The organism is Haliscomenobacter sp. (assembly GCF_040403615.1).
Taxonomy (GTDB): Bacteria; Bacteroidota; Bacteroidia; order Chitinophagales; family Saprospiraceae; genus Haliscomenobacter.
Window position 1 is genome coordinate 1 of record NZ_JBBAKG010000069.1, and the last position, 12,858, is coordinate 12,858.

General features: G+C 45.0%; 13 protein-coding genes. 5 read left to right on the top strand and 8 right to left on the bottom strand.

All coding sequences use genetic code 11. The annotated features are described in order from the left end of the window. Nucleotides 1-357: DUF6495 family protein (locus ABW391_RS19705; protein WP_353483624.1), on the bottom strand; the 357-nt coding region annotated here is incomplete at its 3' end. Nucleotides 358-511: 154 nt separating this feature from the next. Here ABW391_RS19705 and ABW391_RS19710 point away from each other — a divergent pair. Continuing rightward, complete coding sequence (locus ABW391_RS19710; protein WP_353483625.1) at nt 512-1,339, top strand: TerC family protein; 828 nt, start codon at nt 512-514, stop codon at nt 1,337-1,339. Between the two features lie 86 nt (nt 1,340-1,425). Further along, the gene (locus ABW391_RS19715) at nt 1,426-2,268 is read left to right on the top strand and encodes a class I SAM-dependent methyltransferase (protein ID WP_353483626.1); all 843 of its coding nucleotides are present in this window, start codon (nt 1,426-1,428) and stop codon (nt 2,266-2,268) included. Between the two features lie 348 nt (nt 2,269-2,616). Here the strand turns inward: ABW391_RS19715 and ABW391_RS19720 are convergent, their stop codons facing one another. The 7 genes from ABW391_RS19720 to ABW391_RS19750 form a co-directional block, all read right to left on the bottom strand. Then, nucleotides 2,617-3,852, bottom strand: a complete 1,236-nt coding sequence (locus ABW391_RS19720; RefSeq protein ID WP_353483627.1) for a hypothetical protein — start codon at nt 3,850-3,852, stop codon at nt 2,617-2,619. 69 nt (nt 3,853-3,921) lie between these two features. Continuing rightward, complete coding sequence (locus tag ABW391_RS19725) at nt 3,922-4,593, bottom strand: hypothetical protein (RefSeq protein WP_353483628.1); 672 nt, start codon at nt 4,591-4,593, stop codon at nt 3,922-3,924. Between the two features lie 412 nt (nt 4,594-5,005). After that, complete coding sequence (locus tag ABW391_RS19730; protein WP_353483629.1) at nt 5,006-5,536, bottom strand: hypothetical protein; 531 nt, start codon at nt 5,534-5,536, stop codon at nt 5,006-5,008. 70 nt (nt 5,537-5,606) lie between these two features. Beyond that, nucleotides 5,607-6,323, bottom strand: coding sequence for a glycosyltransferase family 2 protein (locus ABW391_RS19735; protein WP_353483630.1), 717 nt, complete (start codon nt 6,321-6,323; stop codon nt 5,607-5,609). A 5-nt stretch (nt 6,324-6,328) separates the two neighbouring features. After that, nucleotides 6,329-8,155, bottom strand: coding sequence for a glycosyltransferase family protein (locus ABW391_RS19740; RefSeq protein WP_353483631.1), 1,827 nt, complete (start codon nt 8,153-8,155; stop codon nt 6,329-6,331). Between the two features lie 74 nt (nt 8,156-8,229). Next, a complete protein-coding gene (locus tag ABW391_RS19745; RefSeq protein WP_353483632.1) occupies nt 8,230-8,949 on the bottom strand; it encodes an FkbM family methyltransferase in 720 nt (239 codons plus the stop codon). After that, a complete protein-coding gene (locus ABW391_RS19750; RefSeq protein ID WP_353483633.1) occupies nt 8,946-10,523 on the bottom strand; it encodes an ArnT family glycosyltransferase in 1,578 nt (525 codons plus the stop codon). Before ABW391_RS19750 ends, ABW391_RS19745 begins: the two co-directional genes overlap by 4 nt. A gap of 108 nt (nt 10,524-10,631) precedes the next feature. On the opposite strand from ABW391_RS19750, the gene ABW391_RS19755 reads away from it, so the two are divergent. From ABW391_RS19755 to ABW391_RS19765, 3 genes are read left to right on the top strand one after another with little or no spacing between them, the layout of a single operon-like run. Further along, nucleotides 10,632-11,033 (top strand): DoxX family protein, encoded by a 402-nt coding sequence (locus ABW391_RS19755; RefSeq protein WP_353483634.1) that lies wholly within the window; start codon nt 10,632-10,634, stop codon nt 11,031-11,033. Between the two features lie 58 nt (nt 11,034-11,091). Continuing rightward, nucleotides 11,092-11,940 (top strand): exonuclease domain-containing protein, encoded by an 849-nt coding sequence (locus tag ABW391_RS19760; RefSeq protein WP_353483635.1) that lies wholly within the window; start codon nt 11,092-11,094, stop codon nt 11,938-11,940. After that, on the top strand, nt 11,940-12,803 hold the full coding sequence (locus ABW391_RS19765; RefSeq protein WP_353483636.1) for an MbnP family protein: 864 nt from the start codon (nt 11,940-11,942) through the stop codon (nt 12,801-12,803). The genes ABW391_RS19760 and ABW391_RS19765 overlap by 1 nt, the downstream gene beginning before the upstream one ends. The last annotated feature ends 55 nt before the right edge of the window (nt 12,804-12,858 follow it).

Below are 12,858 nucleotides of genomic sequence, written 5' to 3' on the forward strand. Positions count from 1 at the left end.
GCGCATGTGCAATTGACCTTCTTGCATTTTTTGGGCAACCAACTCCACCGAATCTGCCGCATCGAAGCCAATTTCCGTATTTCCGTCGAGAACCAATCCCATTAAAACGATTTTTTCCTTTTGGCAATGAAAGGTCTTAATATCTTTGGGCAATCGGAATTCGAGGTATTCGATATCCTGAAGCGTACGCTCAAATACTGCATCGCTGAATTGCTCAATCAGTTCTTCTACCTGAGGGTTTTGAGTTGCTTTCATCCGCTCCCACTCATCGGCAGGAATGCCATTGAGTGCCAGAAAGCGCACAAAATCAGGTTCGAGCGTAGAAAGTTCTGATGGAGAAAAACGCCGATACTTCATGGTATTGAGGGAATTGTGTGCAGATTGTAAATATTTGGCTTGCACTAGCAGGCTCAAAAGTCGACAATCAGCGCCAAAAAATTGGATTTAGCCGCTAAAAAATCCTTAACATTGCAAAAATCACAGTAGACCCAATATGGAATCGACTACGTTAATGTTACCCAATTTTGCCGATCCACAGGTGTGGATAAGCCTGATCACCCTCACTTTCCTGGAAATTGTACTGGGTGTCGACAACATCATTTTCATTTCTATCGCAGCCAACAAATTGAACCCTACGGATCAAGCCAAAGCCCGCAACGTCGGGATGCTCTTGGCGATGGTTTTTCGGATCATCTTGCTCTTTGGAATCTCTTACCTGATTGCCATGCAAAATCCGATTTTCAACATCCACGGTAGTTTCATTCACGCAGGTTTTACGGGACAAAGTTTGATCCTGTTTGCTGGCGGATTGTTTTTGCTGTACAAGGCAACCAGCGAAATCCACCACAAACTGGAAGGCGCTGCGGCAGTAGATGATGAGATGAATCAAGGAGCAAAAATCTTTGCTTCTTTACCCAAAGTCATTGTACAAATTGCCCTGATCAACATTGTTTTCTCTTTTGATTCAATTTTGACAGCGGTAGGATTGACCAGAGACTTGTTCATCATGATCGTATCTGTGGTCATTTCCATCCTGATCATGATGGCATTTGCTGGCCCGGTAGGTCGCTTTGTCAACCGCCACCCTACGGTGCAAATGTTGGGATTGGCTTTCTTGATTATGATTGGCTTCATGCTAATTGCCGAAGGCGCCCACCTTGCGCACTTGAGCATTGGAGGCTCAGAAGTAGGCACAGTGCCTAAGGGCTATTTGTACTTCTCTATCGCGTTCTCCTTGTTCGTAGAAGCTTTGAACATGCGCTTGCGCAAAACGAAAGACCCGATTCAATTGCATGGCTATCAAGAAGAAGCCATCAAGGAAGGGGTAACTAAGCCTTAAAAGTTTTGAGTTTTGGGTTGCATTCATTTTAGCAGAAACGTAAAAAATTGGGTGCAACCCAAATTCTAAAACCCTAAACGAATAAAATGAAGCGCCTCTACCGTTTTCTCCATCCTCGGTTTCAGTCCTTATTTTTGGAATACAAGGTGGAATTTCAGCCACGCTATGGCCATGGCAAACCTCCACACGAGCTTTTGTACAAAATCATCGATGCCCGGCGGAGCGAGTACCGGGATTTGTTGCACAAAGTAATGGGTTTCCAAAGTCAAATTCAGGCCATTCAACCCGCTGATCAACAAAAGGATGTAAACGAACCAGGTTGGAACAACGGCTTTTTGCCCGGTATGGATATTGCGAATTTGTACGCATTTTTGCCCATTTTTCAGCCCAAAAAATACGTAGAAATCGGCTCAGGGAATTCTACCAAAGTGGCCCGGCGCGCCATCGTGGACAATGGTTTGAGTACCCAAATCATCTCCATCGACCCAATGCCCCGGGCAGAAATCGATCATCTGGCCGATCAGATCATCAGGGCACCTTTTGAACAAACCAATTTTGATTTCCTGTTTGATTTGGAAGCCAACGATATCCTGTTTGTAGACAACTCTCACCGCATCCTGCCCAATTCGGACGCAATGGTTTTTTTCATGGAAGTGTTGCCCAAGCTCAAACCTGGCGTAATTGTACACATCCACGACATCTACCTGCCTTACGATTATCCACAATTCATGTGCGATCGCTTTTACTCGGAGCAATATGGATTGGCGGCATTTTTGTTGGCCAACGCCCAACGCTTTCAACCCCTGATGCCCAATTATTTTGTAGATCAGGATGCTGAATTGCGAGCAATTCTGGAGCCACTCTGGGCGCATCCCAACCTCAAAGGTGTAGAGCAGCACGGTGGGTCGTTTTGGTTGACTATTCGTTAGTCTGACGCAAAAAATTACTTACTCACATTGCGCAGTAAACACGGTATTTGGGTCCGTTCAAACGATAAATTTCTATGGATGTGCTGAGTAGTTGAACCGCAATTGAATATTTGTCACTTTTTGTCTGATACAAAAAGTAACCAAAAAAATCAAGGCTGTATTGAAATCCTACGATTTTGCGAAAGCTCCGGCGGCGCGAAAAAAACTCGCCCCTCCTGCGTCGGGGCTCAAACAGTTTTTCGCTTAACCCGCCTCCACTTCCGCAAAATCGGGATTTCAATAAGGCCTTTTCCGCATTGCTGTGAAAATTTTAGATTAGACGAACATTTTGATACTACGTAATGTGAGTTACTCAGTTGCTGCAGTTGTTGTTTTCTTGACCTGGCTGTAAAAAACCAGAATGGCCAAGGACAGGAAAACCGAAGGCAAAAACAGATTACGAATGGGTACAATCAGCAGATTTAGAAAAATCACCAGCGTCAATTTGAGCACGCCAATGGCAAATAGTTCTGGATTAAATGCCGCCCGAAACCGGTAATACAAGGCAAAAACCAGCGCCGGAACAGCAAAGGTGAGGCCAATGTTCAAGCGGTGCAAAATGGGCAATTGATCCTTGGTCACAAATTTGGCCAGACCGGGGCCATTCTGAATGAAACCCAGAATTTTTTCATAGTCTTTTCCCATCGCCGCCGTGATGTAATGCTTGGGCAAGCTCATGAACATCTCCAACTCCGCAATGGCACCCGTTGAAACCATCAGCAGAAAGCCCACCACGACCGAAGATCCAGTGATGATGTAGGCATCTTTGCGGGATTGAAAAAACCATACCCACAACCCGTAGCACGGAATCCAGGGCAACAAACTGTACCGTGTCAGCACACTCAAAGCCAAGGCAATGCCAACAAACCAGGGGTTCTTTTGCCAAATGGCCCAAACCAGGAGAACATAAAAAGCGATCACCGGCCCTTCGTCGGCCATGGTCAAATCGCGGGTATCCCAAACCATGATGGAATAAATGCACACCGCCGCCGGTAGGTAAGCGGCCAAAGATGCCCAACTGAACTGCAAGGCTTTGGGCTTCCAGACATAAATTAAACCCAATGTCCCGAAAACACACAACACCGTCACCCAACGCAAATCAACCCCCAACTCCGTGGCAATCAAATAAGGCAACCACATGGCCGGCAGATAAATGGGCTGCATGCCCTCCCAAATCTCGGGAATGATGCGGTATACCCCCGTGCCATTGACAAAGCGCCGGCACATGATGTCCATGATCGGCAACATGTCGGCAATTTTGTAATCAACCGGGATGCTGCTGAAGAGTACTCCAATTTTGGGGATCGACCAGGCCAGCAGCAGCACCAACGGCAACAACATGATCCAAAAGGCGTAACGCGGGATGGGCTTGAAATCGTGCTGAGGTTTCAGCAAGGCCAGTATGCCCACCGCCAAACCGCAGGCCATAAACAACAACGAAACGGGTTTAGGAGGCAAATGATTGATTCCGTAACTCATGCACAGCGATTCCAGCAGCGTGGCCGAAAAAAGGAAAACAAATCGATTGTTTGTTGTTTTTAGCATATGTGTGAGTTACCAACTACCGAAGAATGAGGGTACAAAATACAAAAGAATTCTTCAGTTACCCAAATGCTACAACATATAACTCAAGCCGAAATTCGTACCTATGGATTTTGAATTTATGAGCGTTTTATGAATCCCAAAAGTACCTTCTACAAAAAGTAAACTTTTTTTATTCAATCTATAAAAGCCCCCAAAAGATGCGTTAACCTCAAATGGAAAAAGCTTAAAGCCTTTAAAATCAGCCTTATCCCCATACGGAGTATCTCCTTTGTAGTAATTTTTTTTCTGGAACCATGCAGAGGTTAAGTAAGAAATATTGATGGAGAAACCTTTTTTTGATTTGGGTTTAGCTAGCAACATTCCAAATTCCAGAGGAATTCCAAAAGTCTGGAAGCTTCCCGTCATGCTGAGGCGACAATTTTTATTTGAAGTAAAGTAGCCAGGTGCTAAATTTGGTTCAGGATATTTGGGGTAACTCACACAGCCATTTTCAGATTTCAAAGTACTAAAACTTCCTCCAGTTCCAACATAAAACTTGTCCGCTAGTAGAAACCTCAGCAGTACATCACTATTTATGAAAATTTGATTGGGATTGGTATAAAAAAAAGTTGATACATATTTTGAGTAATCCGGCAAATGAATGCTTGGGGCTGTTTTCAGTACAAAAGAAATTTGACCGAAGGTTGGTGGATAAGAGGAAAAAATCAGAAAAAAAAGTACGGATCGACAAGCCTTGTCCATTGTGTTTTTAAATAAAATGCAACTTTTAACAACATATTTTAAGGTGTAAGTAAATTAACGTGAGTTCGATGATTTTCAAAAAGATTGAATACACTATGTGTTAGCAATAATCACATCTATCATCTTGTAACCCTCGACTTTAGTCGGGGGTGCAAGCACACACACTCTTTACATCTAACATCCTTCGAGAGGCCTGCATCATGAAGTTGTAGTAGATACAAGCCACTGGAAGGATGTTAGATGTGAGAGAACTCTGGCACTCAATACCCCCCGACTAAAGTCGAGGGTTACAAGATTCTAGATGTTGTTGATCCTAATTCCAGGATAATAAAAATGGATTCAATCCTTTTTAAAGTCCCTGAACTTATCTTTTGCTACCTATCCTTTTGAGCCAAAGAATGGGTAAGGTGAGTTACTGAAACAACTCCACCCGCATGTCATCCAGGTAAATGGCCTGACGCAGGGGATTGTGCACAAAACACCTAATTTCATTGTTGCCTGCGTACAAGCCGACCAAGCTCAGCTCTGCGCTTACTTCTACCCATTTGTTTTGACCGATATCGGAAGCTTTCACGATTTTGGATTCAACTTTCAGGGGATTGCCTGCCCCGTCCCAGATTTGGATGGTCAACGCAGCACTGTTGTCTGCATCGGGCATCAACACGAAAGTAGAGTATTTTACTTTCGCGTAGCTGTTGGTAGACAGCTTATTGAAAGTTTTCATAAAAGTAAGGCTGTATTCGGTGGTCGAGTCCATGGCGTAAAAACATTCGCCAGAATGACCTTTGCCCTTTTCAACGTGGGGGGTATATCCAAAATGGGATTCAAAATCGTTGTTGTACACATTGGCTGAATTGCCACCCTTGTTGCCGTCTTTTTGGCAAGCAGTGAAGCTCAAGAGTGATGAAATCACAATGGCAATGTAAAGCAGTACTCTAGTCATTTTTGTAAAATTTTGTTTTCGGGCGCAAAGTTAAATAACTTCAGTACAATTCATAAACAGCTGAACGTATCTACACTTTAAGCAACCCATATTTTAAAATGCAATAAATCGCTCTCATCCCGTCGCGCCAGCCAATTTTTTTTCCTTCCTCATAGGTGCGCCCGTAATAGGAAATTCCCACTTCGTAAATGCGTACCCCTTTGATGCGGGCAATTTTGGCGGTGACCTCTGGCTCAAATCCAAAGCGTTTCTCAACCAATTGCAAGCTTTGCAGCATTTGGGTATTGAATAGCTTGTAGCCTGTTTCCATATCCGTCAAGTTCAGGTTGGTAAACATATTGGATAGAAAAGTCAAAAACTTGTTCCCAATGGAATGCCAAAAGAACAACACCCGATGCGGCTTGCTGCCCATAAATCGCGAACCATACACCACATCGGCTTTGCCTTTGATCACCGGAAGCAATAATTCGTTGTACTCATCCGGATCGTATTCCAAATCGGCATCCTGAACCACCAGAAAATCGCCTTTGGCGTGGGCTATCCCGGTATGCAATGCCGCACCCTTTCCGGCATTGACCTCGTGCTTGAGGTATTGCACATCTATGTCTGGATTCTCCGAAATGAACTGCAGAATTATACTTTCGGTATTATCCCTAGAGCAATCATTTACTATAAGGATTTCTTTTTCCATCCCTTGTAACAACTGAACCGCTGCAACTTTTTGCAAAACCGAATGAATCGTTTTCCCTTCGTTGTAAGCAGGAATCACTATAGAAAGTTTGCGCATCAGGTTCAATTTGGCTTTTCATCAAAAGCTTCTATTTGGAGTTGATCAACTGCCAAGGGGAAAACACTTCCCCCACTCTGAACGGATGCTTCTACTCTGTCAAAAGCTGCCTTGGGGGCCTTTACATCGAGAAATAACCCTTTGGTTTCTCCTTCATTCAAAAGGCGAGACACTTTAATGTATTTGGCTTTGATCAGGTTATCTCCTTTGAAAAATATCAAGTTTAATCTTGAGCTCAACCAGATGTTCCATTCCTTGCTGCGGCAGCGAAAAACGGCACTCACCCGCACCCATTTAGCATTGGATCGAGATAGTCTTGCTCTAAAAATCATGGTATTGGTATGATTTGTATCCAGGCAACCACTGCGTTGCCCTTGGATCGCAGGCAATTCGCAATTGTTGAATCCAGTGTCCTTTTCAAAATCTTCATAATACAGTGTTCGTACATTCTCGCGCAAGCCTGCAAACCCGCCCTCGTTGGTATCCAACAACTTCAAGGTTTCCTCATCGCGGGCTTTGAGCCGACCTACCACGTTCCAATAATAAGCGCCATTCATTTCTTCTACCATAAACAAACCTCCGAGGTGCACCTGATGCGTCCACCAAAGATTGAGGTAAACAAACAGCAAGCTCAATACTGCAAAAATGTACTTCCAATACCTGGTTTGCAACGCTGCTTCCACAAAAGCGGCCATCGGCAACGCCAGTACAGGATACGCTTGCACCATGGCGCGTTGCCCAAGGCTGCCCCCGTACCACCAGATGTTCCAGGCAAAGGTGATGTAAATGAACAAGACGCTATAAATCAGTGCAGTTAGAAACAAAGTTTTTTGCTGCTTGTACAAATGCCAGAATCCGATCAAGGAAAAAACCATCATGGGCGAATACATCAACCAGCCACTTTTGTAGCTCATCATTCCATCCCAAATGTGCGGACGAAGCCAGTCAAATCCTTGTTCATCGCCATATGAGTACACCAGCCAATGGCCGGATACGCTTTTCCAATAAATCAACTGCAATGATCCAATCAGTACACAGGTTACCGCAGCCAATCCCAATTTGGGCAGATTAGATTTGAAAAAAGTGAGCTTCTCGGCAATCGATGCACGGAGATTCGACCTTAGTCCCCACAATAGCGGAACCAATGCCGTCATGATTTCCGTAGGGCGCACCAATGCCGCCAGCCCAATGATCGCACCAATGTCCAGTGCAGACCAATAAGTGGGTTTTTCATAAAAACGAATGGTGGTGGCCAATAAAAGGGCATACAAGGTGAACAAGTAATTGTGGGTCATCGCCCCCGTGATGCTGGCGTACTCCAGGTAATTGCTGCCCAGCACCAACAGCAGCAAGGTGATTGCTGTACTTCGATCGGAAAAATAGCGCAAAAGTACCCGACGCAAAACAAAAAGCCCCAAAAAAGCCACCAATAAACTGCCGAAAGCAATCATTACCTGGTAGGGCAGAGAGAAACCATCTGCTGGATACTGCCCACTCCAGGAGGCATAGGCATGTGCCACAAAAAAGAAAGGAGCATACAATATGGCTTGCCCGCAGGAATATTTCAGAACAAAATTTCCATTGGGCAACTGATAGCCCTGCTGAAAATCGCCCGTGGGCCGGTATTGCTGCAGGATTTGATCCTTGAAAGACAAATGCTGAAGATCGTGGTAAATGAAGGTTGCTGGCAAATAATAGTAATACCCCGAAACATCCCAACTAATGGTCGCTTCGGTAAAGCCTTTGTTCCATTTGGGGTAATAGAAAAACAGGGCTGCAAAGAGGGCGGCCCAACAAACAAAAAGACTGAGAAGAGACCTCCGGTTTTGCATTCTTGATTTTGATTCAAAAATAGCTCAACAAATGCGATGTAGTTGACTGTTTTACAACAATTTTAGGTTATTTTTTAACGCGGACACGCGATGAAAAAATAGTTCAACTTCTGGAAAAACTGTTGCTCAAATGCCGATTTATCAAGCGCTGGTCCAGCATTCAACCAGGCTTTGAGAGTATTGATCTGGTAACCTACACCTTCAAAATAAGTATAAACCTGCTCGGGGCCAGCGCCATAATAGTCTGAAGCCCCCAAACCATGCTCAAACAGCACTATTGGGCTATGCTTGATCAAGGTTTCGCGGGCGCCTTCCAACACCAGCATTTCACCTCCTTCCACGTCAATCTTGATGAGATCGACTTTCAAATCAACTGGCAGCACCTCGTCCATTTTGGCAGTACGCACGGTGATGGAGGTGTCTTGTTCATCAGGGCGATCGTATTTGCGTTTTTGCAGGCCACTGTACGACGGGTTGGACACTACATAATTAAAAGTAGCTTCACCAGCTTCCTTGCTAAGCGCAATGTCCAGAATGGTACACTGGCTGCCGCGGTATTTTTCCTGCAATGCTGCAAATAGTACTGGAATGGGTTCAAAACCAAAATGGCGACCCTTGGTCGCATATTGCAACATCACATCCAGTACTTCTCCTTTGTGGCAACCCACGTCGATGCAATTGCTATCGGGTCGGCATACTTTTTTGATTACCGCCTGGGTTTGGCGATCATAACGTTGGTTTTGGGTAAAGGCAATCGGAAGTTTTTTCAGCAGTTGCTTGATGGCATTTTTCATAACCTAATGAGTGCTTTTAATTTATCACCGTACTCAGTTGTGAGCAGGATCTCGGCGTTTTTTGGGGCGCGTTTTAAGGGGATCAAATAAAAATCGCCTTTTTGCAGGCGGTCTTTGCGTTTGACTACCCGGTTGCGCAATTGGTTTAAATACACAATGGTGGTATAAGCCACCACTTTTTCTTGAAAAGCGGTATACAGCGGGGCATCCCCCACCAAGTTGTCTATGCGTTGAGCCAACTTGCGGTCGCGTTGAGCACCGCCTTCCTGGTTCCGTTGCGGCAGCACAGTTACATCAAACACCAATCTAGCGATGGCAAAACCTACCAATAATAGCGGCAGCGCCAGATCTGGTTTGCGATAACAGCTCCAAAAACAAGTCCCAAAGACCAAGGCAGTAGCCACGGCCAAAGGATAAAGGCTGGTTTTCATAAATTGCAGGTCGGGAATCCATGGCAAGGCCAATGCGCCGAGGGCAAATACCCCCAGGAGAATCAGCGCCAAAATGCGAAAAACGCGCCCTGTCCAGACTGGAGCGCTGCTGCGCTGTTGATACACCCAAGCCAAAATTATACAGGCCAAAGGGTACAGCATGTATACATAACGCATCCGGGTGCCCGGCGAAACCCAGTACAGGAGCGCATTGAACACCAACATCAAGGTACAAAAACGGACGAAGCGTTCTTGGGACAAAAGCACTGCTTTCCAGTCCTTGCGCCACAAAAATACCAGGAGTAAACTGGCAGGCGCCATATCCCCTATCCAATTCAACGGAAACACGATCAAATGAGTGAAAAATTCACTCCAGGAGTTATTGGCCACCGTGCGGTCGCCCGATTCAGTCAACATGCGCATCCATACCCTGCTCAAATCGTGGTATTGAGCATATTGATAGTAGTAACCAAACAAAATCAGCCCCAATAAAGCAATGCCCGCGAAATGCGCAGGGTGAAATAGCACCTTGAAGCGCTTTTTGTCAATAAAATACACCAACAAGGAAACGGCAGTGAATACAAATGAAGGCAAGCCCTTGGTAAGTACGCCCAATGCGCAACTCAGGTACACGAGCAAAAACAAGGGCCAATAGCGCTCTTTTTCACCGTAATGAAAAACGGCCAATATCCCAACAAAGACAATCAGGCTATAAATCATATCGATCTCGGCCAACATCGAAAAAAACAGCAAAATCCCCGATGCAGTCAAAAACAACAAGGCACTCAAATACCCCAGTTGCCCACCATGTCCATGCTTTTTACCAGCGCCATACATCAATCCGGCAATTCCGAAGGTGGCCAAAACGGTAGGCAAACGTAGATTGAATTCGGAAAATCCGCCCAGGAATTTTACAAATCCGATCAATATCCAGTTGTAAAAAGGAGGCTTGTTGTAATAGTATTCCCCGATTAAGGTAGGCACCCACCAATTGCGATTTTCCAGCAGTTCCATGGCAATGATGCTGCGCCTTGGTTCTTCCATGTATAAAGGTTGAACCCCCAAATTCAGAAAGTACCCGATGAGCAACAGCAGTCCTGCAAGCAAATAGAGTAAATTGGCGCTGATGCGAATTCCTTGCATAGGTGAAATTGAATGCGAATCTCCTAAGTATGACGCAAAAAAATGAGGGAAATGCAAATTTTCCAGCATTACCCTTAATTTAGGCGGGTCAAATTTACTCAAACGAATATGAAAAGCGGAAGAAATTACGATTTAGCCTTGCTTTTGCTAAGGCTTGCTTTTGGCGGATTGATGATGGGACTGTGGGGACAGAGCAAATTTTTGAAATTGCTGACCGAAAATCCAGTGCAATTTCTGGATCCTTTCGGCCTTGGCGATCAGGTTACTTTAGGCCTTTGCGTATTTGCCGAAGTATTTTGTGCTGCTTTGATCGCTTTGGGTTTGTACACTCGACTTGCCTGCATTCCACTGATTTTCAATATGGTCATGGCCATTACCTACGGCGAGGCAGGCAGGCCATTCGTTGAGCGCGAACATGCCATTACCTATCTAGTGCCTTATGTGGTCATCTTTTTGATGGGGCCCGGATGGTATTCACTGGACGCTCAAATTCGTAAAACCCTGGATTAATCCATACCTTTGCATGACGCAATAAATTACTTTACATTTCACCTTTCATTCTACTTTAATGAACTTGAATCTAGATCGAGACCTCTGCTTTTTTGATATTGAAGCGACCGGACTCAATGTAGTAAGCGACCGCATAGTACAAATTGCCATCATCAAATACCTCAAAGATGGCCGTGAGCCGCAAGAGTTGTCTTTGATGATCAATCCAGGCATTCCGATTTCACTGGAAGCCATGCTGGTACACGGCATCCAACCCAAGGACGTGGCCAACAAGCCTACTTTCCAACAATTGTCCAAAAAGATCTGGGATTTCATTGGCAATGCCGATCTGGCCGGATACAATTCCAACCGCTTTGACATCCCAATGTTGATGGAAGAATTTGCCCGGGTAGGGATGGAATTCGACATCAGCAAGCGCCGCTTGATTGATGTGCAACGGATTTTCTATAAAATGGAGCCTCGCACGCTCAAAGCCGCACTCAAGTTTTATTGCGAAAAAGAGCACGAAGATGCCCACGATGCCATGGCCGATGTACGCGCCACCATTGATGTATTCAAAGGGCAATTGGACAAATACGAAAACATAGATTACCTCGATGAAGATGGCATCCGCATAGAGACCCCCATCAAAAATGATGTGCAAGTCTTGCACGAATTTACCAACGACAACCGTTTTGTAGATGCCACCCAAAAATTGCGCAGCGATGTCAATGGCGAAATCGTTTTCAATTTTGGCAAATACATCAACAAACCAGTTGGGGAAACCTTGTACGAAGACCGCCAGTACTACAACTGGATCCTCAACAAGGAATTCACATCGCAGGTCAAACAAATGGTCAAAAAACTGGTTCGCGATTACGAAAAAGGCTTGAAAGCCAAAGAAAAGGAAACCGGAAACCAGGAATAATGCGTACGATGGATCTATTTTTGAAGCGTTATCATGCTGTTTTTATTTTGGGAATCCTGCTGTTTTTAACAGCATGTGCCACTCGGGAAGAAGGCTGCAACGATTCCTTCGCCAACAATTTTTCTTTTGGCGCAGACAAACCCTGTAGCGGCTGCTGTTTATACCCTGGCTTGCGCATTCGCTTGAGTCACAAATACAACGGTACAGCGATGGTGTACAACCAGAAGATTTTTAGCGATGGAGCTGGAAATAAGTTTGGATTTGGAGACTTGCGCTTTTACCTCTCTAATTTTCAAATCGTTTCCGTAGGCAACAAGGTGATCAATGTACAGGAGCCCTTGGATGTTTACGTGGAAAAATCAGCCGGGGATACCGCCAAAATCAGTATTGCCAACAGCTTTGCACTTGCACGCGGCGTCAACCAGGCAGACATGAACATTTCTTCTTATCGCGACACTTCCAGCGTCACGAAGCTTCGATTCACAATTGGGGTCGGAGGTGAGATGAACCAGGCCAACCCTTTGCGTTTGCCCAGCGACCATCCCTTGCGCAGCAGCAAATACGACGGCATGTACCTGGGGGGGCAAAACGGGTATGTGTTTTCGCGGTTTTTGTATTATGCCAAAGATACCGTTGATGTCAAAATCAGCTCTCCAACCAATCTGCGGACGATTGAACTGACTTTCACCCCCCAAAAAATCAAACGTGGCTACTTTCTCAACGTCTTGATGGATGTAGATTACGGGGTATTGTTTCAAGGGGTCAATGTCAATACGGACACGCCAAGTCAGATCGGTCAGAAAATTGTCAATAATATATCGCAAAAAGCCTTCACCCTGACACAAATCAGCACGAGTTTGTGATCTTTTTTTGTAAATTAGGCATTCATATATTGTAAGAATCATGAGTTTGAAGTTT